Source organism: Gracilimonas mengyeensis, from assembly GCF_900182705.1.
Lineage (GTDB): Bacteria > Bacteroidota > Rhodothermia > Balneolales > Balneolaceae > Gracilimonas > Gracilimonas mengyeensis.
Window position 1 is genome coordinate 124719 of the sequence record NZ_FXTP01000010.1, and the last position, 22410, is coordinate 147128.

A 22410-nucleotide genomic window follows, 5' to 3' on the forward strand; every position below is an offset into this window, starting at 1 on the left:
TTTTTTTATACCGTTAATATTTGGGCAGGAGTATTAGTGCCTTCCAAAGCAGGTGCACTGCAGTCCGGCCGGGGCAATAGGATTGGCGTGCCAGTCAAAGCGTTTGTCGTAGCCATCACGCTCCCACCAGAAGGGTAGCCGTTCTTGTGGCTGGTTGCCTACTTCATTCATGGTAGTGGCATCAAATAAGCGCCCGTTAACCATGGTGTACACTACAGAATCAGTGTTGCGGATATTTTCCAACGGGTTCTTATCCAAAACTACCAGATCAGCCAGCTTGCCTTCTTCTAGGGACCCGATTTCATGATCCATACCCAGGTAATGAGCTCCGTTTATAGTTGCAACGCGGAGAGCTTCCATGTTACTCATGCCACCTTGCTCAAACATCCAAAGCTCCCAGTGAGCGCCAAGACCCTGTAACTGCCCGTGCGCGCCAAGGTTTACTTTAACGCCGGCATCGGCCAGTTTTTTATCAGATTCGGCGGTAAGGATGTGCCCATTCTCATATTCTTCATCGGGAATCATCGTGCGGTGGCGGGAACGCGGATCAATCACACTGCGTGGGGTAAAAGTTAGCAGACGTTCGTTTTCCCACACATTGTTTTTTTGATACCAGTAATATTCGCCGCTCATGCTTCCATAATTCACTACATGAGTTGGCGTGTAGCCGGTTTCACTGGCTGCCCATAATTCAACCACATCATTATACAGAGGCGCTACCGGAATATTATGCTCGATACCGGTATGACCGTCTAAAATCATACTCATGTTATGAGTGAAGAAAGAGCCTCCTTCGGGCATCACCATCATTTCCAGTTCTTTGGCTGCTTTGATGATCTGTTGCCGCTGATTTCTTCTGGGTTGATTATAACTCTTCACAGAAAAAGCACCCCAGGCTTTGGTTCGTTTCAAAGCGAACAGTGCATCATCATAACTATTGATTTCGGTTTTGATGGAACCATCGGCCCCGTACAAAATCACCCCGGTAGAAAAAACGCGCGGGCCTACCATATTGCCTGCTTTAATGGCTTCGGAGTGGGAGAATATCATCTCAGAGTTGGAAGATGGGTCGTGAACGGTTGTGACCCCATACGCCAGGTTGGCAAAGTACTCCCATTGCTGTTGAGGACTAATCCCCAAGCGAAAGTTACCCACGTGTGCATGCACATCTACCAGTCCGGGAATGATGGTTTTGCCACTGGCATCAATGACTTTGGCTCCTTCAGGGATTGTCACATCGGTACCTATGGTAGCAATGCGATTCCCTTCCACCACAATGGTACCATTTTCAATTACCGAATCTTCTGCCATAGTGATAATACGGGCATTGGTAAAGGCGATGGTGCCTTCAGGTACATAGCTGGGAAGACTCAACTCAAGGTTTCTCCCTTGAGAGGGCGGGGTAGGGAGAGAGTCAGGCGCGCCTTCTACAAAAGAGAAAGTATTCTCCAGATCTACGGTAAAATATTCTTCGCCGAGGGTCCAGTGCAGTTTATCGCTATCTGCTGACCAGTGCATGTGATACCCGGCTTCAGACGAAACTTGTTTTACCGGAACCGATTTAGTGTTAGGATTCAGTTCAATGGTTTTTCCTGTTTTCGGGATGGGGGCCAGGTACACTTTATGCAAGTTCGAGAAAGCCATCCATTTTCCATCCGGGCTGGGAGCAAATTCATGCCCGTAGTTGGATGTGAAGTGGGTACGCTCGTCTTCACCACGCAGGTTTATACTTTTGTATTGTTTCTCAATCGCACCGAATATATACCCTCCGGTTTGATAATAAATTCGGTTTCCATCAGCGCTGAAGCGTGGAAGGGCTCCTTCATCTGTGATTTGGTTGATGTTGGCTCCGCTGGCATTCATGATGTAAATACCCGGATTTAGCGTATGCGTAAATCCTTGCTGACCATTGCCGCTTTCTTTACGGAATACAATGTTCTTGCCATCCGGCGAGTAGGAAGGCTCGCGGTAGATGCCTTTCTGGGAAGTGATTTTCTTTGGAGTGGATGGGTTGGGAGTTTCATTCAATGCTACCGTGTTGATGGCGCCCATATCGGTATCGCTCCAGGAAACATATACGATAGATTCCCCGTCAGGAGCAAAGGAAGGTTCGAATTCAAAATGGTCGGAATTGGTCACTCGTTTTGGAGTGCCATCGGGCAGCATCTTGCTCCAGAGTTTTCCAGCGGCGCTCCAAACCAGGATGCGTCCATCAGGGGAGGTTCGTAACTGCCGAACGGCTTTGACCCGGAATTCCTCCGGCGCTATGTCTTGCTGGTAGCGAACCGCATCATATATGGTATGGCTGGATTCTACCTCAAATGGAATGACTTCTGCCTGTCCTGTTTCAGTATCAATTTTGTTGATTTTTCCGTTGGCCCAAACCACTACGTGCCGGTTATCAGGCAGCCAGTTAAAGTTGGTGTAAACTCCAAAAATAGCCCAGGCTTCCTGCTGATCTTTACTCAGGTTATCATACACGGGCCATTCGCGGCCGGTCTCGAGATCTCGCAAAAACAAAACGGATTTGGTGCGAACACGGCGCACAAAAGCCAATTTTTCCCCATTGGGGGAAATTTGAGAACGCACCGCACCGCCATTGCCCCCAGTTACGGTTTCGATGTCGCCATCTTCCCGGTCATAGCGTTTGATTGCGTAAATCTGGCTGTTTGGATCTTTGTTGTACTGGAAATATCCTCCGGGATAAACCGCCTGGCTGTAATATACATACTGTCCGTCGGGAGAAACCCATGGTTCGCCGATGTCTTGCTGTTCGTTTGCCTTTTCAACCAACTGGATGCCTGCACCTCCACTTTTATGATACATCCAGATTTCCCCGGCGCCTAACGAACGGGTTGAGCTAAAATGCTTTTTAGCGATGATGTATTCACCATCCGGTGTCCACACGGCATTATTCAGTAGTCGAAATGATTCTTCTGTAATTTGGGAAGCGTTCTCACCATCGGCATCCATCACCCAAATATTATCGCCTCCGCCTGCATCGCTGGTAAACAATATTTTTGAACCATCCGGGCTAAAACGGGGTTGCACCTCGTACGCATGGCCGCCACGTAGTAGTTCAGCTTGACCACCTTCAATAGGCAATTTATAAATATCACCCAAAAGGTCGATAACAATGGTACGGCCATCCGGACTTACATCCAGGTTCATCCAGGTACCTTCGTCCGTAGTAAAAGAATGCGTGGTGCTGTCTCCCAATTGAGGATTGGAGACGTCCCAGGAGTCACTTTGCCGGGCAGATACCGTGGTTATCATAAAAAGGAAAGGGAACAAAAAAACGAATAATCTCATATATATCTGTCGTTGCTTTAATTGAGGCTGATTATACTAATTGTGCAGGATAATTGCGGTAATTAGTACCATCAGAAAATACCTTTCCAAAATACGTTAGATATTTCTATTATAAATAGTAAAGGTTTCAGTAAAAGAGTTTAAGGGTGTGTAATAGTAGTTATTTTGAATAGAAGTGCATCAAAAATAGGAATACTTGGGCTGATATTGCTTAGTACGAGCTCAGTTTATGCCCAGAAATTCGACATCAAGCGGTTGTCTACCAACGAAGGTTTGCCAGCTGGCCAAATCGGATATGTGGTAGAAGACCAGGAAGGCTACATTTGGATGTCATCGTATTACGGGTTAATACGTTATGACGGCATTGATATTAAAACCTACACTACGGAAGACGGGCTAAGAAATAATCTTGTTTATCACTTATATGCCGGGGATGATGATCGTATTTGGTTATCTACGGAAGAGGCAGGCGTGGGGTACTTTTACGAAGATTCTGTCTATTACCCCAAGGAGTTTTCGTTTTTAGATAGTTTGACGGTTACGTATATCTCGCAAGCAGAAAATGGAGATTTCTGGTTTTCGACATTTAGCCAAGGAGTTTTTATTTGGGATGGAGACTCTTATACCAATCTAAATGAGGAGAAGGGTCTGCCTTCAAATATCGCCTGGCACACTCGTATGGATGATTCCGGGGATACATGGATAGCAACTCAAAGAGGGCTGGCTATATATGATGGGGACTCTCTGCGTGTAGTAGATGAAACCAACGGGTTGAGTGGCAGGGCAGCTTACAGTTTTGCGGATGACATTGACGGCTCCATTTGGATTTCTACAAGCAAGGGCATTACTAAATTTAAAGACGGTAAGTGGGAACAAATCACCGAAATTAACGGAAAGCCCCTTGGATATATTTACGATGTGAAAGTAGATTATCAGGGCTTGGTTTGGATTGCCACAGAGCGCTATGGGATGTATTGGTACGACGGGGAGGAGTTTACCCATATTGATAAGCAAAACGGTCTGAGCTCCAATTATGTATACACTTTTAATAAAGACCGCAGCGGCAGGATCTGGGTAGCTACTGACGAAAACGGGGTAAATATTGTCCGCGATAAACATATTCGTATTTATGACGAGGCAACGCATGTAGATGGGAAATCAGTTAATGTATTGTTTGAGCATGGAAAAATGCTGTGGCTGGGAACCGAGAATGGCATAACCAGATTTAGTGAAGACGGCAATTCAACCTACTATAAATTGCCAGACAGTATCGCCTCCTATAAAGAAATTTGGGATATAGACAGTTTAGCAAACGGTAACCTGTTGATTCTAAATAGCAATTCGCGCTTATATGAATTTGACGGACGATCGTTTACGGATTTCAGTAAAGAACATACAATACCGTGGGTTTTTTATAATGATGTTTTGGTTGATGGTAACACGATCTGGCTAGCTTCTGAATCAGGCTTGGTTAAATATGATCAAGAAAAAGTGACGACTTATGACGAAAATGACGGTCTGGAAGACGATTTCATCAGTTCACTATATAAAGATCACGAAGGGTCAATTTGGGCCGTTAGTGAGTTTGGGATTAATAAAATTGTAGAAAGTGATTCTATCGTATCCTTTTCTTTTAGTGATGGTATTGCCGGCAGTTCTCTCAATTTAATTACCCAATCTCCGGATAATGATTATTGGATTGGATCCAATGAAGGGTTTACTCGCGTGGTGATGGATGAGATAAATAAACCAGTGCGTATTTCAAATTACAAACTGGAGGCAGAGTTCCTTCAAGAACCTCAATTTATGCAGTTCGATAATGAGGGTAATCTTTGGTTGGGGACCAGCGGTGGACTCCATTTTTTTAGTGAGAATATGCTTGATGAACAACAAGAGAGCGAAGAGCTAAACGGGGTGTTCATGCCTTTACAGGATTACGGAAAAGGCATGGAAATGAATTATTTAGCTTCTCTGCAAGATCATGCCGGAAATATGTGGTTTGGTTCCTATACAAATGGTTTGATAAAATATGAAGCTGGATTTATTCCGAAATTACGGAATGCCCCGGATGTATTTATTAAAGAGCTTATTGTTGAAGGAGAGAGCAACAGGAAGAACATCTTGGAAAAAGTACGTCTTCAGCATGATCAGAACCATTTGACGATAAAATTCGGAGCGTTTAATTATGAGTATCCGGGAAGAGTATACTACGAGTACCGGTTGAAGGGATTTGATGAAGACTGGCAAATAGAATATGGTAAAAATGAAGTGAATTACACCAATCTGCCCCCCGGAGACTATGAATTTGAGCTACGGGCCAAAAGCATCGATTCAGATTGGGGGAACCGTGCTTCCCTTGCCGCTTTCCAAATAGCAAAACCCTATTGGGAAACCTCTTGGTTCTATCTTTTCATGATATTTTTGTTGGTATTATTGATAGCAGGAGTAATAAAAATCATGCTGGTGTACTTCGAAAAGAGGAAGCTCAGTTTAGTAGTAGACGAACGTACCAGCCAGCTGATGAAAACTTTGGGAGAGAAAGATGTACTCATTAAAGAAATTCATCACCGTGTAAAAAATAATTTAGCTGTTGTATCTGGTTTGTTGGATTTACAAAGCTGGCAGATTCAGGATAAACAGGCAAAAGCTGCCATTCAGAACAGTAAGTTGCGCATACAAACCATGTCCGCTATTCATGAGAAACTGTACCGCAGTGATGATTTAACCAATATTGAGTTTCGAAAATTTGCGGTTGAATTGATTGAACAAATTTCAAAGTCACTAACCAGCGGAAATAGAGATATTGAAGTGAACATTGACATTGATCAGGTGGAATTGGACATCCATACGGCTATACCGTGTGGACTTATTTTAAATGAGGCGGTGAGTAACAGCTTTGAACATGCATTTCAGCAGAAGAAGTCAGGCGAAGTCAACATCTCTTTTAAAAACGCTGATAAAAATCAGTTTGAACTGATTGTCCAGGATAATGGTGACGGGATTCCTGAACATATCATACAGGGAGAAAGAAACTCCCTGGGAGTAACCCTTATCCAATCTCTTGCCGAGCAGGTAGGGGGTAAAGCTGAAATTATAAATAGGAATGGCACCACTATTAAAGTAAACATGCCTAAAAGTGCATAGCCTTTCCTAATCCTGAGGAATTCGATTCAGGATTTTTCTTTAAACTTTTTGATGAAATTTTTAGTGAAATCGGATAATACCAGTCTCCCGCTGATTTCAGCACGTTGTTCAAGCAACAAGTCCCAATCACCAGTGCCTTTCCAAAGTACAGCTTTCAGGTTTTTCATGGCTTCAGGACTGCTTTTTGCTAACTGTTGACCCAGATTTTGAACGGCTTCATCGAGTTCTTCCGTGGTATCAAAAACTTTATTGAACATTCCCTTTTCTTCGGCAAAATCGGAACCATACCAGTTGGCGGCATCAATGGACATGGCTGAGAAAGCACTGGTGCCTACCTTACGTTCTACCGCGGGCCCAACCACAAAGGGCCCAATACCCAGAGCTAATTCACTGAGTTTAACAGCAGCATCTGCATGGGCAAAAGTGTAATCACCGGCTGAGGCAATACCCACACCGCCGCCAACCGTTTTGCCATGAACTCTGACGATAATCAGCTTGGGACAGGTCCGCATGGCGTTTAATACCAGCGCAAATCCCATAAAGAATTCTTTGCCTGTTTCGTAGTCTTCAATAGCGATGAGTTCATCAAAAGAGGCCCCTGCGCAAAAAGCCCCCTCGCCCCGGCTTTTGATAATTACCACTCGAATCTCATCATTTTCACCGGCATCGGTAATTGTTTGTGCCAACTCCCGTAGCAATTTTCCAGGCAGAGAATTTCCCTTGGGGTGATAGAACTCGATGGTTCCAATGTGATTTTCGATGGTAAGGTTTACAGTACCGTTTTGTTCTGACATGTTTGTATGTTGATTAATTTGGACAATAGAATTTAAAAGAATTCAGAACTCAGGATTCTGAATTCAGAATGGCCTTGTAATAACCGTCCAGCAGGCGGCTTACTTCTTCCAAAAGATCATTCAATTGTTTTGAGTTACCATAGCTTAGATCTTTAGCAAGGATGATGTAATATCTGCATTCCTCTAAACTGCCATGCGAGATATTCAAAAATCGCATAGTATCCTTTGGACTGCGTTTTTTGAATCCTTCAGCGATGTTTGCAGGAATGGACACAGCTGCTCGTCTAAATTGAGAGCTCAATCCATAGAGTTCATATTTAGGAAAACTTTGGGTGTACTTATAAGTGTTTAGTACAAATTGATGGGCTTTTTGCCACACGATTAAATCCTGGAAGGTTTTAGCTGGTTTTCTCATTGTTTTCAACATTTAATTCTGATTTCTGAATTCTTTCATAGTAAGAGCAATGAAACCAGAAAGCCTTACAAAATTTCCTACCCTTCATCAATATCCAGCTTATGCTTTCGCTTCATCAACGTGAGGATAGTGTATTCGGCCACCAGAACATTTTCCTGGTTAGTAACTTCCACATCCCAGTACACTACGCCAAATGGGAAGGGATCGTCTTTCTTTTGCTGGCGGACATTCTTTCGTTTCAGGATTAACTTCGCCTGTATGGTATCGCCTGGTGCAACGGGTGCCACAAATCGTAGGTTTTCCAATCCATAATTCAACATCACCGGGCCTTCATCAGGATGCACAAACAAGCCGGCTGTGGCTGAGAGTACGAAATATCCATGCGCCACAATCTTTCCAAAGAGGGAGCGAGCAGCAGCGTCCGGATCCGTATGGGCGTAGAAATGATCGCCGCTTAATTCGGCAAATTCTTCAACGTCCTGTTCGGTCACAGTGCGCTTTTCAGTGGTCAAAGCTTCCCCGATTTCCAGTTCTTCAAAATATTTCTGGAAGGGATGCTTTTCAGATTCTTGCGTTTCCGCCCCTTTAATGTGCTGCTTCACGATGTTGCGCAGGGTGGTGGGAGAGCCCTGCAGTGCAATCCGTTGCATATGATGAAGTACCGAACGGGCTCCCCCAAGTTCCTCACCGCCGCCGGCATGTCCCGGGCCACCGTGTACCAGCGAGGCAATAGGGGAACCATGCCCCGTGGATTCACCTGCCGAATGGCGATTGATCACCATAAAACGTCCGTGGTAAGGCGCGCAACCCATGGTGATGGTATGTGCCAATTCATCATCGGCCGTAAAAAGAGATCCTACCAAAGAGCCGTTTGCCTTATTGGCCAGTTCAATGGCTTCCTGTGGATTTTTGTAGGGCATAACGGTGGTCATGGGACCAAATGCTTCCAGCCGATGCACTTCATCCACTTGCATGGGCTGATGACACACCAGCACTCTTGGATTAGTAAAAGCACCATTCTTGTTGCTGGTAGAAGCATAAACTGTATCTGTGATCTCAGAAAGCTGCTGTAGTTGTTCTTCAAATCGCTCGGCTTGTTGAGAACTGGCCAAAGGTCCCATGCGGGTTTCTTTTTGGGCCGGATCGCCGATGGTGGTTTTCTCCAGGCGAGCTTTGAGCGCTACAATCACTTCATCTACACGCTTCTCTGGAACGATGGTTCGGCGTATGGCCGTACATTTTTGCCCGGTTTTGACGGTCATCTCTCGGGCTACTTCTTTCACAAAAAGGTCAAATTCCTCCATGTCGGGAGTAACATCTTCGCCGAGAATAGAGCAGTTCAGAGAATCGGCCTCCAGGTTAAAAGGTATATTTTTGGCAATAATGTTGGGGTGTGACTTGAGCTTCTTGCCGGTGTGGGCCGAACCGGTAAAAGCCACCATATCCTGGCTGTTAAGGTGATCCAACAAGTCTCCGGGCTTGTCGGCGGCGATATATTGAAAGGAGCCTTCGGGCAAAATACCGGATTCAATGATATCCTTGAACACTTCCCATGCAAGGTAGGAACCAATTGGAGAGGGCTTCACTATCACCGGCATACCAGAAATAATAGCCGGTGCCATTTTTTCCAGCATCCCCCAAACCGGGAAATTAAATGCGTTGATATGAACAGCTACACCATGACGCGGCACGCAAATGTGTTGTCCCATAAAGCTGCCTTTGCGGGAAAGTCGTTCTACATCGCCTTCCACATGCCACGGAAGATCGGAAAGATGTCGCCGTGATTTACTGGATATTCCAAAAGCCGTTATGATGCCCCCTTCAATATCAATCCAGGAATCGGTTCTTGTAGCCCCGGTATGGGTGGAAATTTCATAGTACTTCTCCTTGTGCTCCATCAGGTACTGCCCCAGGAATTTGATCTTAAAGGCCCGCTCGTGGATGGACATTTCCCGAAGCGTTGGTCCGCCCACATTTCTGGCGTACTCTAAGGCTGACTGATAATCAATATCCGCTTCAACCAATTGGGCAACCGGCTCATTAGTTACGGCACTGATGAGGTTGGTCTCTGCGCCTTCGGTCAGCCATTCACCTTGTATATAACTCGTTACTTTCATTTCCATCCCTGCAATTCAACATTTAAAATTCAACATTCAACATTACTTCGTCTTACCCCACGTCTCATACCCCATTTCCTGATCTTCTCGACCTTCTGGTATTTCCCGCAGAGGTTCACATTCTTTCAGGGTATTATGTAATTCTCCAGGTAGATTTTGGTAAAGCTCTGTGCCTTTAGTTTTCCATTCGGCCATTTCACCCGAAACATCCTTCACGATTTTAGCAGGATTTCCAACCACTACTTTTCGATCCGGGATTTCCATGCTTTCTGGTACAAAAGCCAAAGCACCTATGATGGATTCTTTCCCAACTTTCACATTATCCATGATCACCGCATTCATACCAATCAGGCAATTTTCTCCAAGATGTGCCCCGTGGATGATAGCCCCGTGTCCCACATGGGCAGCTTCCTCCAGGGTCACCGTAATACCGGGAAACATATGGATGGTACAATTTTCCTGTACGTTGCATCCATCTTTGATGACAATCTTTCCCCAATCCCCGCGAATAGCCGCTCCGGGACCGATATATACATCTTTTCCGATAATCACATTGCCGGTCACTGCCGCTTGCGGATGTACATAAGCCGTCTCGTGGACTACTGGTTTATATCCGTTAAATTTGTAGATCATTTTGACTGATTAAGATGAGCGACCAAATTGTTGATCAGACTTTGATATCTGCTTTTGGAGATTGTACCAATAATGCCAGGTAAATCTTTGGAGGGCAGGGTTGCAAGAAATCCGGTTCTAATTACAGAAGAAACTTGAAGTCCTGATTCGGAAAAATCATCATCAGTAAATTGAACAATGCTATCCAAGTCGGGAACGGCATGCCTTATTTGTGAGCTAATTCCACAGACAAGCCAATCACCAAAAGGAGGAAAAGAAGTCAATAGCAACACCGGTCTGAGCTTAAGTTGCCCGTCAGCTTGTTGTAATCTTGCTAATGCAATATCACTGGCTTTCATAGGCAGGATTAGGCTCTTTTACCATGGATAGTTTGTACTCCGGCTCATCTTCTTCATAAGCCCTGTTTATACTTTTTGCTGAAACATCTGTCCACTCATCTTCTTCATCCAACAGAATCACCAGCAGTTTACTATCCTTTTTCAACTTTACATCTTCTTCTAATTGAATCTGTTCTCCATCATATGTTCCTTTGAGAGCTTTCATAATATTCTTGAGTTTAAATAAATATTGTTCAATTTTGCTTAATCTTCAACTTCATTAAAATACTTAGCGCTCTTAGCGTCTTTGCGGTTTCATCATTAAGTTTTTTGCAAGATGACAGCCATCCCTTGTCCCACGCCCACACACAGCATACAAAGTGCATATTGGTGTGATTCCTTCTCATGAAGCTCAACCGTAGCGGTTTGTAACAGCCTTTGCCCTGTCATTCCAAGTGGGTGACCTAAAGCAATAGCTCCGCCATTTGGATTGAGCCGGGAATCGGCATCATCCATTTCCAACAGGCGGGTTACTCCCAAAGATTGTCCAGCAAAGGCCTCGTTGAGTTCAATCACATCCATGTCGTCCAACTTTAATCCGGCGCGTTTCAGTACTTTTTGGGCGGCTTCCACTGGGCCCAATCCCATAATTCTTGGTTCTATCCCAGAAACAGCATGAGCTACAATGCGGGCTTTTGGTTTTAAGTCAAAGTCTTTGACGGCTTGATCAGAGGCGACCAACAAAGCACCGGCTCCATCATTTAAACCAGAGGCATTTCCCGCCGTTACCGAGCCATTTTTACGGAAAGCGGGGCGGAGTTTGGCCAAAACTTCCGGGGTCGTATCCGGGCGCATAAACTCATCATGTTCAAAAAGAAAGGGATCCTGTTTTCTGCGGGGAATTTCTACAGGTACAATCTCTTTGGCAAGTCGTCCTGAATCACGGGCTGCTCCTGCTTTCTGCTGACTCCAGGCGGCAAATTTATCCTGATCTTCACGGCTGATATCGTATTTCTGTACCACGTTCTCGGCCGTCATTCCCATGCCGTCGGTGCCATACATTTCCTCCATTTTCGGGTTGATGAAGCGCCAACCGAAGGTAGAATCGTGCATTTCTGTAGTTCCGGAATAGGGAGAAGATCCCTTGCCCAAAACCATAGGCCCGCGGGTCATGTGCTCTATACCACCGGAGATAAACAAATCTCCTTCGCCAGCCTTTATGGCATGATAGGCTTTCACGGTAGCACTCATGCCGGAGGCACATAAGCGGTTCACTGTTTCGCCGGGAACGGATACCGGGACACCGGCCAGTAGTGATGCCATACGGGCCACATTTCGGTTGTCTTCGCCGGCCTGGTTGGCACAACCAAGAATCACATCCTCGATGGCTTCTAATTCAATTTCAGGGTTTCTCTTGATGAGCTCCTTGATAGGTATGGCGGCCAAATCATCGGCGCGAATGGGAGATAAGGCTCCTTTTAGTTTACCGATGGGAGTTCGGATTCCATCTATGATATATGCTTCTGGCATGGAAATTTTAAATGTTAAATTTTAAATTCTTAATTCTCTGAATCATGTTTCTGCCCGGTTCTGTATACCGTACCGCGGAATTCTGCTATCAGATCTTCATGCTGGTTAGTTACACGGACTTTATAAACGCCAATAGTACGTCCGTTTTGGAGCTCTTCAGTTTCTGCAAAAAGTATATCATCAACCTGCACTTTTTTAGTGTAGTTGATGTTGTTTTCTAACGCCAGTGAAACGGAGCCTCGGGAGTTGGAGGCAAAAGCCAGTGCACTATCAGCCAGCGAAAAGGTGATGCCGCCATGGCAAACCCCAAAACCATTCGTCATCTCTTCGCGCACTTTCATTGAAAGCTTACAGTAGCCGGGTTCGGATGCCTTTACTTCAATGCCCATCCATTGGGAGAAGGGATCGTTGGACAGCATGTTTTGTATAATGGGATGTGATTCTTTACTCATAGCGATGTATTTAAGAAATCAGGAATCAGAATTCAGAATATGAAAACCTGAGTTCTGGATTCTGAGTTCTGACGACTATTGCTCATAAAAATTCGTTTGCTCGGCCACCATTTTCTTCAATAGCGGATTGGGACGATAGCGGTCTTCGCGGTATTCAACTTGCAGGGCGGTCATGCGGTCCAGTACGTTTTTGAGCCCGATTTCATCTGCCCATTTGAGCAATCCTTTGGGATAGTTAACCCCATTTTGCATGGCGAGGTCCACATCTTCCACCGAGGCAATGTTCATAAATACAGCATCGCAGGCTTCATTAATCAGCATAGTGAGAATACGATCAAAGATCACCTGTCCAAGTTCTTCATCTTTATTGGGGGAGGGATTTTTGGCTCCTTCACGATAATCGTAGAAACCACGACCTGATTTGCGTCCCAGCCAGCCGGCTTCCACCATTCGTTTTTGGGCGAAAGAAGGCTTGAATCTGGGATCATAATAAAAAGCCTCAAACACCGTGCTGGTTACTTCATAGTTCACATCGTGACCGATCAGATCCATCAATTCAAAAGGTCCCATACGGAAGCCTCCGATTTCCTTCATGGCCCAATCGATGGTAGGGGCATCGGCAATCCCTTCTTCATAAATGCGGAGGGCTTCCCCGTAAAAGGGGCGCGCCACGCGGTTAACGATGAATCCGGGGGTGTCTTTGCCTGAAACTGTGATTTTGTCCCACCCCTTGATGAATGCTTTGGTTTTATCAAATACCTGATTATCAGTTGCAATACCCGGTATGATTTCTACCAGTTTCATCAACGGAGCAGGATTGAAGAAATGCACGCCTAAAAACCGTTCAGGCTTTTTTAAGGCGGCAGAGATAGCAGCTACGGAAAGGGAAGAGGTGTTGGATGCCAATATACAATCCTTGGATACAATGCCTTCCAGGCGGGCAAAGGCATCTTTTTTTACTTCTAAATCTTCCACAATAGCCTCAATCACAAAACCACATTCCCCAAAACTGGTGATATTATCTACAAACTCGATACGGTTTAGAATACCATCAATTTCTTCTTGAGTCATGCGCTCCTTTTCAACCTGCCGGGCGAGTATACTTTCCAGCCCTTCTCTGGATTTTTCCAGTTGATGAGGGTAAGCATCATATAAATACACCTGGTGCCCCTGAGTAGCAGCTACTTGTGCAATTCCTGTTCCCATGGTGCCGGCGCCGACCACGCCAATCTTAGCATCTTTTGATATCATAGAATAATCTTTATTTAGCGTCTGAAAAATCGCTTCCAAGATAAGGAATCTGGAGCGGAATGCGTTGTAAATTGAGCTAAAATTTTATGATTGTATGTCATTTACGAAAATGTTATCATAATGATATCATGTAATCAATCAGGAGGAGATATGCCTGACGTTTTAGTAAGAAATATTGAAGAAAAAACCCTCAACAACCTAAAGAAAAGAGCAGAGAGAAATAACCGCTCTCTACAAGCAGAGCTTAAATCTCTGCTTGAATTATATGCCGGGCCAGAGTTAGAGGAAACCAAAAGCATGGTCAGAGACGTGTATATGAGGTACAAGGCCACAGGTAAAAAGTTCTCGGATAGTGCTGAAGATCTTTCGAAAGACAGGGAAGGATGAAAATACCTGTGATAGATGCATGCTTCGCTGTAAAATGGTTTTTACCAGAAGATGGGAGTGAAAATGCACGCCGGTTTTTTTCCGGATTGGATAACTTTGTGGTTCCGGACCTTTTCTTAATTGAGATTGACAATATTTTATCGAAGAAAGTGAGACGAAAAGAGTTGGACATTTCTGGCGCTGAAAAAATCTTTTCCATCATTAGAAACCTTCCGTTCATTACCGTGCCTTATGAGAAACTGAGTAAAGAAGTTTTTTTTATATCTACTCGCTTTCCGGTTACCCAGTATGATGCATGTTATTTGGCGTTAGCTGTTGAATATGATGGAAGATTCTATACGGCAGATAAAAGGTTTCTGAGGGGAGTGGAAAATACAGCTTATTCAGAATTCGTAATTGGACTGGATGAACTTTGATCAATTCTGGACGCCAATCCAACCCAAATGCGTATGCCTGAAATCATCGGGGAATTTGAGTCCGTAGCCAAAAACCCTATCAAAAGCAGCATGACCAAGAAATACGACCCCGATAGCTACCAGTAATTTTACTTCCGCAAAATAGCCAGCTAATATCAGTCCGATCATCACACCTTTATGATGCAGCAGGTTATAACTCCAGATGTATTGATCAAGTAAGCTGCAAAGGAAACATCAGGAAGAAAGAAAAGGAGAGCGAACATCCACCAGCTGTAGCTAGTGGCCAATCCGAATAAGATGACGGAGCCAAGGAAAAGCCCAAGATTTTCGAGGAGTAACAGATTTTTTAAGGTAGAATTGAGTTTGATGTTCATAATGAAGAGCCTTGTGGTTAGCTAAATAAGTCGATCACAGATTACGCGGATTACGCTGATTGGTTGTCAATCCTACTAAAAAATCAGCGAAATCTGTGTAATCAAAATAATCTGTGATCCTATTGTCCCTTAAACTCGGGTTTCCTTTTCTCCAAAAAAGCCTGTACTCCCTCATTATAATCGTGGGTTTTGCCTGCTTCAGCCTGTAACTCAGCTTCCAGTTTTAGTTGGCTTTCAAGATCGTTAGAATAGCCAGCATTGAAGCTGCGTTTAGTGAGTCCGAGACCTTTTGTCGGCATCTTGGCCAGTTTTTGAGCGATGGCTTGGGCCTCATCCATGAAGGAGTCGGCGGGATAGGCCTTCCAGATCATGCCCATATCTACGGCATCTTTTGCGGATACTTTTTCACCCAAAAAGGTAAGAGCTGTGGCGAGTGCCTGACCGATGAGCCGGGGCAGAATGTAGGTGCCGCCGCTGTCAGGGATCAAACCAATTTGGGAGAAAGACTGGATGAATTTGGCCTCCTCACTGGCTATCACAATATCGCAGGCAAGGGCGATGTTGGCTCCAGCTCCGGCAGCCGTTCCGTTTACAGCGCATACAACGGGTTTCTCCAGTTCCCGAATGCCTTTTATGATAGGCATGTAGGTGTGGTACACAATCTCACTTAAGTCCCTTTCGGGATCTTCCGAAACTTCCGTAGCCTCTGCCAAATCCTGTCCCGCGCAAAAGGCCCGGCCCTTGCCGGTCAGCAATACACAGCGGATCTCATTATTGGACTCGGCTTTCATCAGGGCTTCTTTCATTTGGTCGGCCATTTCAAAGTTGAAACTGTTGAGCTTTTCGGGCCGGTTTAGTGTGATGGTGAAGATGCCGTTGTTTAATGTTGTCTGAATCACGGATTTGGCAGATTTATAGATTTCAGAGATTAATTTATTCAGGAATGTAGAGAAAGGTATTCAATTCACAAAAGATTAGTAAAAGCGCTTTTTTGAAATTAAACCTATATCAATGCACAGTTGAAATTTAAAATCTATTGATGTATCTAAATTCAGAATAAAGATAATTCAATTTTCGGGTGATAAGATGATAAGAGATCTAATGTGTAAAAGGAGCATAGTATTTGAGTATTGCCAGGCTTTGAGAAGGAGCCTGGCAGTTATCCTGCTTGTGATGTTTTATGGAAATACGGTTTCGGCGCAAATCGGGGAAATGATATATGATCCTTACAATATGTGGTTGGTTGGAGATCATGGCGTTGTAATTAATGATATAGCAGATGAGCAACGGACTTTGAAACTTTTTGACTTCTCAAGTGGGAGCTTAATACAAGCTATGCGAAGTGGACGGGGCCCCGGAGAGGTGAGTCCGGTTTATTATAAGAGAAGCACTTCTTTTTCAAACGGGGATATTTTTCTCTGGGATGCAGGACGGAAACGTATGACACGCTATTCCTCTGATCTGGAGTACAAAACGGATATTAGAGGGAATCAATCTATCACTGGAAGTATATATCAAGCCGGACTGATCAACGACAGTACACTTTTTACGGTTGATTTTACAGAGGAGGTTTTCAAAGCCTGGAGAATTCGAAAGGGTGGTATAAAGGGAAAAACTCCACTGTGGAGCATTAACAGGACAGAGCAAACCGAATTTGATCCTCTGGCAAATTTCACGTTGTTGCAAACCCTGTTTTACTCAAATTTTGATGGGGTGCTGTATATCGCATTCGAATTCTCTTCACAGGTCATGGCAGTGGATGAAGAAGGAATCGTCTTCATCAATAGTGAGCCGGATAATATACCATTGCCTCCCAATGATGAACAATCGGAACAAAGTGGAAGGTATAGTTTACCCGAAATGGGCAAATATCCGGAAGGAGCAAGAGACATTACAGTGGATAGTAGCTATATGTATCTATTAATGCATGGGGGAAGTATTAGTAAATGGCAGCAGCTGAGATACGCTACGAATTTTGATGCTTTGATAGAAAAGGTTAATCACACCAAAAGATTATTAATTTATGACAGATACAGCGGAGCTTTTTTGGAAGAGAAGAAATTGCCGATACTTTCCCGGCAGGCAAAAGTCAGAGGAGATAGTATTTATTTGCTGAAAACCTTGGGAAGAAATCCAGAGATAAGAAAAGTAAAGCTTGCCGAATTATGAGAGTGGCTTTTTAACGGGTTAAAGTAAAAGTAGCAAATTAGTTACCGATCAAAATAAATCGAATACCTTTCCGCAAGGGCATTGTACTCGGAAGCAGATCTTGTAGTAAAATCAGCCATGCTTTCTACGGGTGGATAAAAACCGAACTCATCAAATTTGCTGTGGAGAAATATATTTTTCATCAACCAGCCGGCCCTTCTAAATGTTTTATTGGAATTTACTTGCTGGTCTTTTATATCGTCAATGTTTATTTCCTGTAGAAACTGTCCATAGTTGACAGGTACAAAGGTTAAATGGGTGGTACTATCGATATGTGAGGCAGGTGGCTGATAAAATTCACCCGATCTGAGCTGTGCATAAGCGGAAGTGGTGAGTATCATACCAAACAGAAGAAGAAAGAAACGTTTCATATCAAATGCACTTAAAATGTTCGAACGGCTGTTCGCAATTTTTGCAAAAATACTGAGCTTTGCAAGCTGTAGAACCAAACTGACTGACTAATTCGGTTTCAAAAGAATCGCAAAACGGACAAGGGACTACCTTGGTTGTTGACAGACTTTTGAGAAAATCGTCTTCACTGTCACCGGTTTCATCGGGCGGGGCAATGCCATAGTTTTTGAGTTTGATTTTGGCTTCGTCGGTCATCCAGTCGGTGGTCCAGGTCTCGGCAAAATCCAGCTTAACCACAAAGTCTTCTACATTACGCTCTGCCAGCTTCTCTTTCACCAGCTTTTCAATGGCATTCATCGCCGGGCAACCGGAATAAGTGGGGGTGATTTTGACCAACACTTTACCCTTTTCATCTACATCTATTTTGCGGGCAATTCCCATTTCCACAATATTGAGCACAGGAATTTCCGGATCCGTCACTTCCCTCAGGAAATCCCAGATTTGTGCTTCGGTATGTAGGGTTTTCGAAATTGCCATAGGTTAGCTTATATGAATAAGAAGCAAGTGACAAGGTTCAAGGTGTAAAGAAGACTTGCTCCTTATAACTTGAGCCTTGCAACTAATTTTCTATTTCCATTCTGCATCGGGATAAGAGCGGCGCAAAAACTGCATCTGTGCCAGTAAATGTCCCAAGTGCTCGGTGTGGATACCTTTGCGGCTACCGCTCATCATAAACTGATCCCAGTCGGGCACCGTTAACGTAGCTTCCGTTAGAGTATTTTCAACCAGTCCTTTCCAATCTTCTTTAAACGTAGAAGAATCAACGCCAAGACCTTCCTTAATCATCCATTCATCTACTTCATCCATGTAAAAAAGCTCGCCGGTGTACATCCAGAGCTCGTCAAAGGATTCCTGTATGCGCTGGTGACTTTCCTCGGTCCCGTCACCCAATCGCAATACCCATTCGCGGGTGTGTCTAAGGTGATATTTGATCTCCTTCAGATGCTTATTCACCATTCCGGCAAATTGTTCGTCTTTGGCATTTTTAAGTCTTTCATATTGAAAGTAGCTGAAGGCGCTAAATAAAAAATGGCGGGCAATGGTAAAGCCAAAATCACCTTTCGGGAGTTCGCAAAGCTGTAGGTTTGTGAAATTACGGTCATCCCTAAAAAAAGCAAAGTAATCTTCATCATGCCCTTTATCTTCGATTTCAGCCGCATATTCATACAATGCTGTGGCGTGGCCGATCATATCCAGCGAGATATTGGCAAGGGCCAGGTCCTCTTCCAGTTGGGGCCCATGCCCGCACCACTCAGAGTTGCGTTGCCCCAGTATCAACCGATCGTCAGCAAGACGAAGGAGGTAGGTGAGAAAGGCTTCTTGTTTGGTAAGTTCTTTGGTTGTTATCATAGTAAGTTATCAGAATTCTTGTAAAACATTTAACTACCGAAGTTTTGAGCAGTATGTAACACATTCATTATTTCCACTACATCATCATCGTTGTTTGGCGGCATGTAAATAATGCGCCAAGTATTATTCCAAATAATTTCTCTGAAGTTTGGATCATTAATCTCTGGTACAATTCGGCCAGAACTTGGATGCTTAATTAATTTTTCAGTTGCCTCGAAAATTCCAAGTAAAAAATTATCAATGGTTTCTTCATCAATCCCGGCATCCAGGTAATATGACTTAATGGAACGCAGGTTCTCTTGAGCCTGTGGATTCCAAATAATGGTATGCATTAACTTTTATTTAAAAGCTGCTTTTTAACTTCATCCTGTGATTTTTTTTCACCGGAATGGCTCAAAGCTTTACTTACCTGATCCAGTACATAGAGCTTGTATATCGCTTGTTCTACTGTCGCATCTTCAGGCAGTTCTTCCATGGCTTTTATGATGCGTTTTTTATCAATGGTAGATTCCATATTCTTAAAACTTAGATTACAAGGAAATTCTTAGATTTAATTTAATTAATACAGCATTAACAAATAACCTTTAACTAAGATCGTTTCTTCACAGCCCTTGGCACGCTATAAAATTGCGGATGCCGGTAGGGTTTATCATTGGCCGGATCAAAAAATGGTCCCATATCATCCGGAGTTGAGGCAGTAATATGTTTGGATTGAACTACCCAGATGCTCACCCCTTCGTTTCGTCGGGCATAGGTATCCCGCGCATTTTGAAGAGCCATTTCTTCATCGGGGGCGTGCAAGCTGCCGGCATGCTCATGAGGCTTACCGGATTTGGGCTGGGTGAATACTTCCCAGAGGGGCCAGTTGTCATTGTTGTTTTTATCTGTCATGAATGTTTTGTCGATTTATACATTAATTTCGAATCCACCACTTCCCTCTCACTGAATGATGCAGCGAGCTGCACATTCTGTCTCTCTCCAAAGAGAGATAAATTTCTGGCCAATGCTAAGTATTATATCCTTGAGAAACTTTATACCATTGGCCAGAATCTGTGTCCCTCATGGAGGGACCGTAAAATCAGCTTGTTGATTTTACAGGGAGGGGAGTCAGAATATTCTGAGTTCTGACTCCTGTTTTCTGAATTCTATCTTACTTAAGATGCTTTCTCTTGGCGCAATTTCTTCTTCCTCGCATATTCCGCAGCCGCCTCACGCACCCATTCGCCCTCCTCATGGGCTTTCCGGCGAGCCTTCATGCGCTCACGGTTCATGATGCCGTTGCCTTTTACCACATTCCAGAATTCATTCCAGGGAATCTCACCAAAGTCCCAATGGCCAGTTTCTTCGTTGTATTCCAGATTCGGATCGGGGAGAGTTACTCCAATAGCTTCCGCTTCCATCACCATTCGGTCTACAAAATGCTGACGGAGCTCGTCATTGGTTTTCAGTTTCACTTGCCACTTGATAAGCTCAGCGCTGTTGGGCGAGTCGGAATCGTGCGGGCCAAACATCATAAGGCTTGGCCACCACCAGCGGTTTACGGCATCCTGGGCCATTTCCTGCTGTTCGGGCGTTCCATCTGCCATTTTTGCCAGCATCTCGTATCCCTGCTTTTTGTGAAAGCTTTCTTCCTTGCAGATACGAATGTTTGCACGTGAATACGGTCCATAGGAAGAGCGGGCCAGCATGGTTTGGTTGACAATAGCGGCTCCATCCACCAGCCAGCCAATGGCGCAGATGTCGGCGTAAGTCATGGTGGGATAATTGAAAATGCTGGAGTACTTGGCACTCCCATACAGATATTGATCTACCAATTCATCCCGGCTAATGCCCAGTGTTTCGGTGGCGCTGTAAAGATACAGGCCGTGACCGGCTTCATCCTGAACCTTGGCCAGTAATACCAATTTTCTTTTCAGAGATGGAGCTCGTTGAATCCAGTTGCCTTCAGGTAGCATGCCCACAATTTCAGAGTGTGCGTGCTGACTCATCATGCGGATGAGCTGCTGACGATACCTGTCTGGCATCCAGTCTTTGGGTTCAATTTTTTCTCCCGCTTCAATGCGGTTCTGAAACTCGTCTAACTTTTCTTGATTTTCCATGGCTCAAATATAAGATATTTTTTGGAAGCGCTTTTCTGCTTGAACAGGAATTTACTAAGAGAAGTTCGGATATAGAAATGCCAAGGCTTTAAGAAAAGTAAATTAATTCTTCCGGTCAGCGATCGACTTCCCTTTCTCGCCGCCTTCACGGATGGCCAGCTGACCACAGCCGGCATCAATATCATCACCCCGGCTTCTGCGAACGGTGGCGTGTACATCATTTCGTATGAGTTCCCGCATAAAGTTATCGAGGCGTTCTTCACGGGCACGTTTTAGCTCAACACCGGCATTTTATTAGTTAGAATTAATTGTACAAAGTCATAAATAATTAGAAAAAACTTATAATTGTAACAATAATGTGTATTTGTACTCTTTAAAAATAATTGGGTGAACAAAAAATAGGGGTACTAATGACTGTTGATGAAAAGAGAAAGATGCTTGCGAGAATTGAAGCTAACAAGATAAAAAAAATACTATCGGAAGAGATTTCCCAAATTAGGCATGTAAAAGACTGGGCAGAGTTTGCTAATTGTTCAACTACAAAATTGAATAAGACAGTTAAAATTCATTTTGGTATTTCGGCAAAAAAGATGATGAAAGAGGTGCGGTTTATTAGTATTAAAACCGTTCTAAGCAATGCCCCCTATTGTGGAAGTTATAATCTTGCACAAATAAGTGGTCTTTCAAATGAACAAGAATTGTATAAATTTTTAAAAATAAATTTTAATACGACTTATACCGATTTAAAATATGAAATACTGATAAATAGAATGTATATATGAAAATCATTTTGGATATAATCTTTTTAAAATGGATATGAAAATATATTGATTTATGCTTCATATCTCATAATTATGAAGTAGGTAATTTCGGTACAATAACGTTAATAAAAGGAGAATTACTATGAATAATCGAATAAATAAGTTGCTAAAGATAATGTTCATTTTGACAGTAGCATTTTTTTCTTTCCAAACTACATCATCAGAAGTAAATGCAGAATCAGCAATACAGCAACAATCAAGTTGTACAATTAAGATGGGTTCTTTCAAATTTTTAGGATGCTGGGGAAACACTGATCAGTTTTGTAAATCAAAAGGTGATTGTGATGATGATTTAAGAGCTATTAAAAATGAGATAAGAATCAGGTTTAACTTATGGCATTGCATAGCCGATATTTTTCTTGAATAGTGTGAATATCAC

At 43.7% G+C, this 22410-nt stretch carries 27 protein-coding genes; 6 read left to right on the forward strand and 21 right to left on the reverse strand.

Annotated elements, in window-relative coordinates; translation table 11 throughout:
• Positions 1-33: 33 nt before the first annotated feature.
• On the reverse strand, positions 34-3312 hold the full coding sequence (locus FN815_RS12235; protein WP_142454924.1) for an amidohydrolase family protein: 3279 nt from the start codon (positions 3310-3312) through the stop codon (positions 34-36).
• A 255-nt stretch (positions 3313-3567) separates the two neighbouring features.
• Between FN815_RS12235 and FN815_RS12240 the strand changes: the two genes are divergently transcribed.
• Positions 3568-6456 carry a two-component regulator propeller domain-containing protein gene (locus tag FN815_RS12240; protein WP_142454925.1) on the forward strand — a complete coding sequence of 963 codons (2889 nt, stop codon included), beginning with the start codon at positions 3568-3570 and terminating at the stop codon, positions 6454-6456.
• Positions 6457-6482: 26 nt separating this feature from the next.
• On the opposite strand, the gene FN815_RS12245 is transcribed toward FN815_RS12240, so the two are convergent.
• The 9 genes from FN815_RS12245 to FN815_RS12285 form a co-directional block, all read right to left on the reverse strand.
• The gene (locus FN815_RS12245) at positions 6483-7250 is read right to left on the reverse strand and encodes an enoyl-CoA hydratase/isomerase family protein (protein WP_142454926.1); all 768 of its coding nucleotides are present in this window, start codon (positions 7248-7250) and stop codon (positions 6483-6485) included.
• A gap of 49 nt (positions 7251-7299) precedes the next feature.
• On the reverse strand, positions 7300-7665 hold the full coding sequence (locus FN815_RS12250; protein WP_142454927.1) for a four helix bundle protein: 366 nt from the start codon (positions 7663-7665) through the stop codon (positions 7300-7302).
• 77 nt (positions 7666-7742) lie between these two features.
• Positions 7743-9782, reverse strand: a complete 2040-nt coding sequence (gene paaZ, locus FN815_RS12255; RefSeq protein ID WP_185957282.1) for a phenylacetic acid degradation bifunctional protein PaaZ — start codon at positions 9780-9782, stop codon at positions 7743-7745.
• 42 nt (positions 9783-9824) lie between these two features.
• The gene (locus tag FN815_RS12260) at positions 9825-10415 is read right to left on the reverse strand and encodes an acyltransferase (protein WP_142454929.1); all 591 of its coding nucleotides are present in this window, start codon (positions 10413-10415) and stop codon (positions 9825-9827) included.
• Entirely contained in the window at positions 10412-10753 is a 342-nt protein-coding gene (locus FN815_RS12265) for a type II toxin-antitoxin system PemK/MazF family toxin (protein ID WP_142454930.1), read from the reverse strand. The genes FN815_RS12260 and FN815_RS12265 overlap by 4 nt, the downstream gene beginning before the upstream one ends.
• Positions 10740-10958 carry a hypothetical protein gene (locus FN815_RS12270; RefSeq protein WP_142454931.1) on the reverse strand — a complete coding sequence of 73 codons (219 nt, stop codon included), beginning with the start codon at positions 10956-10958 and terminating at the stop codon, positions 10740-10742. The genes FN815_RS12265 and FN815_RS12270 overlap by 14 nt, the downstream gene beginning before the upstream one ends.
• 95 nt (positions 10959-11053) lie before the next feature.
• Positions 11054-12262, reverse strand: coding sequence for a 3-oxoadipyl-CoA thiolase (pcaF, locus tag FN815_RS12275; RefSeq protein WP_142454932.1), 1209 nt, complete (start codon positions 12260-12262; stop codon positions 11054-11056).
• Positions 12263-12291: 29 nt separating this feature from the next.
• A complete protein-coding gene (locus FN815_RS12280; protein WP_142454933.1) occupies positions 12292-12714 on the reverse strand; it encodes a PaaI family thioesterase in 423 nt (140 codons plus the stop codon).
• A gap of 75 nt (positions 12715-12789) precedes the next feature.
• Positions 12790-13965, reverse strand: coding sequence for a 3-hydroxyacyl-CoA dehydrogenase NAD-binding domain-containing protein (locus FN815_RS12285; protein ID WP_142454934.1), 1176 nt, complete (start codon positions 13963-13965; stop codon positions 12790-12792).
• Positions 13966-14115: 150 nt separating this feature from the next.
• Between FN815_RS12285 and FN815_RS12290 the strand changes: the two genes are divergently transcribed.
• Complete coding sequence (locus FN815_RS12290) at positions 14116-14352, forward strand: FitA-like ribbon-helix-helix domain-containing protein (RefSeq protein WP_142454935.1); 237 nt, start codon at positions 14116-14118, stop codon at positions 14350-14352.
• Positions 14349-14768, forward strand: coding sequence for a type II toxin-antitoxin system VapC family toxin (locus FN815_RS12295; RefSeq protein WP_142454936.1), 420 nt, complete (start codon positions 14349-14351; stop codon positions 14766-14768). Before FN815_RS12290 ends, FN815_RS12295 begins: the two co-directional genes overlap by 4 nt.
• Here the strand turns inward: FN815_RS12295 and FN815_RS19350 are convergent, their stop codons facing one another.
• The 3 genes from FN815_RS19350 to paaG form a co-directional block, all read right to left on the reverse strand.
• Positions 14769-14936 carry a DUF4260 family protein gene (locus tag FN815_RS19350; protein WP_142454937.1) on the reverse strand — a complete coding sequence of 56 codons (168 nt, stop codon included), beginning with the start codon at positions 14934-14936 and terminating at the stop codon, positions 14769-14771. It lies immediately after the preceding gene.
• Positions 14936-15142, reverse strand: coding sequence for a DUF4260 family protein (locus FN815_RS19355; protein ID WP_142454938.1), 207 nt, complete (start codon positions 15140-15142; stop codon positions 14936-14938). The genes FN815_RS19350 and FN815_RS19355 overlap by 1 nt, the downstream gene beginning before the upstream one ends.
• 119 nt (positions 15143-15261) lie before the next feature.
• Positions 15262-16041, reverse strand: a complete 780-nt coding sequence (gene paaG, locus FN815_RS12310; RefSeq protein WP_142454939.1) for a 2-(1,2-epoxy-1,2-dihydrophenyl)acetyl-CoA isomerase PaaG — start codon at positions 16039-16041, stop codon at positions 15262-15264.
• 274 nt (positions 16042-16315) lie between these two features.
• On the opposite strand from paaG, the gene FN815_RS12315 reads away from it, so the two are divergent.
• Complete coding sequence (locus tag FN815_RS12315) at positions 16316-17311, forward strand: hypothetical protein (protein ID WP_142454940.1); 996 nt, start codon at positions 16316-16318, stop codon at positions 17309-17311.
• A 41-nt stretch (positions 17312-17352) separates the two neighbouring features.
• Here the strand turns inward: FN815_RS12315 and FN815_RS12320 are convergent, their stop codons facing one another.
• The 8 genes from FN815_RS12320 to FN815_RS12355 all read right to left on the reverse strand — a co-directional run bounded on the left by FN815_RS12320 (position 17353) and on the right by FN815_RS12355 (position 21450).
• A complete protein-coding gene (locus FN815_RS12320) occupies positions 17353-17721 on the reverse strand; it encodes a hypothetical protein (RefSeq protein ID WP_142454941.1) in 369 nt (122 codons plus the stop codon).
• Position 17722: 1 nt separating this feature from the next.
• The gene (gene paaD / locus FN815_RS12325; RefSeq protein ID WP_142454942.1) at positions 17723-18238 is read right to left on the reverse strand and encodes a 1,2-phenylacetyl-CoA epoxidase subunit PaaD; all 516 of its coding nucleotides are present in this window, start codon (positions 18236-18238) and stop codon (positions 17723-17725) included.
• 90 nt (positions 18239-18328) lie between these two features.
• A complete protein-coding gene (gene paaC, locus FN815_RS12330; RefSeq protein ID WP_142454943.1) occupies positions 18329-19111 on the reverse strand; it encodes a 1,2-phenylacetyl-CoA epoxidase subunit PaaC in 783 nt (260 codons plus the stop codon).
• 29 nt (positions 19112-19140) lie between these two features.
• The gene (locus FN815_RS12335) at positions 19141-19443 is read right to left on the reverse strand and encodes a type II toxin-antitoxin system RelE/ParE family toxin (protein ID WP_142454944.1); all 303 of its coding nucleotides are present in this window, start codon (positions 19441-19443) and stop codon (positions 19141-19143) included.
• Entirely contained in the window at positions 19443-19625 is a 183-nt protein-coding gene (locus tag FN815_RS12340; RefSeq protein WP_142454945.1) for a hypothetical protein, read from the reverse strand. The genes FN815_RS12335 and FN815_RS12340 overlap by 1 nt, the downstream gene beginning before the upstream one ends.
• A 74-nt stretch (positions 19626-19699) precedes the next feature.
• A complete protein-coding gene (gene paaB / locus FN815_RS12345; RefSeq protein WP_142454946.1) occupies positions 19700-20002 on the reverse strand; it encodes a 1,2-phenylacetyl-CoA epoxidase subunit PaaB in 303 nt (100 codons plus the stop codon).
• 263 nt (positions 20003-20265) lie between these two features.
• Entirely contained in the window at positions 20266-21210 is a 945-nt protein-coding gene (gene paaA / locus FN815_RS12350) for a 1,2-phenylacetyl-CoA epoxidase subunit PaaA (RefSeq protein ID WP_142454947.1), read from the reverse strand.
• Between the two features lie 102 nt (positions 21211-21312).
• Positions 21313-21450, reverse strand: a complete 138-nt coding sequence (locus FN815_RS12355; RefSeq protein WP_185957283.1) for a hypothetical protein — start codon at positions 21448-21450, stop codon at positions 21313-21315.
• Positions 21451-21620: 170 nt separating this feature from the next.
• Between FN815_RS12355 and FN815_RS12360 the strand changes: the two genes are divergently transcribed.
• Positions 21621-21992: a helix-turn-helix domain-containing protein gene (locus FN815_RS12360; RefSeq protein ID WP_142454948.1), complete on the forward strand. Its 372-nt coding sequence runs from the start codon at positions 21621-21623 to the stop codon at positions 21990-21992.
• A gap of 121 nt (positions 21993-22113) precedes the next feature.
• Entirely contained in the window at positions 22114-22398 is a 285-nt protein-coding gene (locus FN815_RS12365) for a hypothetical protein (protein ID WP_142454949.1), read from the forward strand.
• Positions 22399-22410 lie beyond the last annotated feature (12 nt).

Excerpts from the sequence above, each read along its gene's own strand:
- FN815_RS12235 (WP_142454924.1), bottom strand. The coding sequence starts at position 3,312 with ATGAGATTATTCGTTTTTTTGTTCCCTTTCCTTTTTATGATAACCACG.
- FN815_RS12245 (WP_142454926.1), bottom strand. The coding sequence starts at position 7,250 with ATGTCAGAACAAAACGGTACTGTAAACCTTACCATCGAAAATCACATT.
- FN815_RS12250 (WP_142454927.1), bottom strand. The coding sequence starts at position 7,665 with ATGAGAAAACCAGCTAAAACCTTCCAGGATTTAATCGTGTGGCAAAAA.
- paaZ (WP_185957282.1), bottom strand. The coding sequence starts at position 9,782 with ATGAAAGTAACGAGTTATATACAAGGTGAATGGCTGACCGAAGGCGCA.
- FN815_RS12260 (WP_142454929.1), bottom strand. The coding sequence starts at position 10,415 with ATGATCTACAAATTTAACGGATATAAACCAGTAGTCCACGAGACGGCT.
- FN815_RS12265 (WP_142454930.1), bottom strand. The coding sequence starts at position 10,753 with ATGAAAGCCAGTGATATTGCATTAGCAAGATTACAACAAGCTGACGGG.
- FN815_RS12270 (WP_142454931.1), bottom strand. The coding sequence starts at position 10,958 with ATGAAAGCTCTCAAAGGAACATATGATGGAGAACAGATTCAATTAGAA.
- pcaF (WP_142454932.1), bottom strand. The coding sequence starts at position 12,262 with ATGCCAGAAGCATATATCATAGATGGAATCCGAACTCCCATCGGTAAA.
- FN815_RS12280 (WP_142454933.1), bottom strand. The coding sequence starts at position 12,714 with ATGAGTAAAGAATCACATCCCATTATACAAAACATGCTGTCCAACGAT.
- FN815_RS12285 (WP_142454934.1), bottom strand. The coding sequence starts at position 13,965 with ATGATATCAAAAGATGCTAAGATTGGCGTGGTCGGCGCCGGCACCATG.
- FN815_RS12290 (WP_142454935.1), top strand. The coding sequence starts at position 14,116 with ATGCCTGACGTTTTAGTAAGAAATATTGAAGAAAAAACCCTCAACAAC.
- FN815_RS12295 (WP_142454936.1), top strand. The coding sequence starts at position 14,349 with ATGAAAATACCTGTGATAGATGCATGCTTCGCTGTAAAATGGTTTTTA.
- FN815_RS19350 (WP_142454937.1), bottom strand. The coding sequence starts at position 14,936 with ATGATCGGACTGATATTAGCTGGCTATTTTGCGGAAGTAAAATTACTG.
- FN815_RS19355 (WP_142454938.1), bottom strand. The coding sequence starts at position 15,142 with ATGAACATCAAACTCAATTCTACCTTAAAAAATCTGTTACTCCTCGAA.
- FN815_RS12315 (WP_142454940.1), top strand. The coding sequence starts at position 16,316 with ATGTTTTATGGAAATACGGTTTCGGCGCAAATCGGGGAAATGATATAT.
- FN815_RS12320 (WP_142454941.1), bottom strand. The coding sequence starts at position 17,721 with ATGAAACGTTTCTTTCTTCTTCTGTTTGGTATGATACTCACCACTTCC.
- paaD (WP_142454942.1), bottom strand. The coding sequence starts at position 18,238 with ATGGCAATTTCGAAAACCCTACATACCGAAGCACAAATCTGGGATTTC.
- paaC (WP_142454943.1), bottom strand. The coding sequence starts at position 19,111 with ATGATAACAACCAAAGAACTTACCAAACAAGAAGCCTTTCTCACCTAC.
- FN815_RS12335 (WP_142454944.1), bottom strand. The coding sequence starts at position 19,443 with ATGCATACCATTATTTGGAATCCACAGGCTCAAGAGAACCTGCGTTCC.
- FN815_RS12340 (WP_142454945.1), bottom strand. The coding sequence starts at position 19,625 with ATGGAATCTACCATTGATAAAAAACGCATCATAAAAGCCATGGAAGAA.
- paaB (WP_142454946.1), bottom strand. The coding sequence starts at position 20,002 with ATGACAGATAAAAACAACAATGACAACTGGCCCCTCTGGGAAGTATTC.
- paaA (WP_142454947.1), bottom strand. The coding sequence starts at position 21,210 with ATGGAAAATCAAGAAAAGTTAGACGAGTTTCAGAACCGCATTGAAGCG.
- FN815_RS12355 (WP_185957283.1), bottom strand. The coding sequence starts at position 21,450 with ATGCGGGAACTCATACGAAATGATGTACACGCCACCGTTCGCAGAAGC.
- FN815_RS12360 (WP_142454948.1), top strand. The coding sequence starts at position 21,621 with ATGACTGTTGATGAAAAGAGAAAGATGCTTGCGAGAATTGAAGCTAAC.
- FN815_RS12365 (WP_142454949.1), top strand. The coding sequence starts at position 22,114 with ATGAATAATCGAATAAATAAGTTGCTAAAGATAATGTTCATTTTGACA.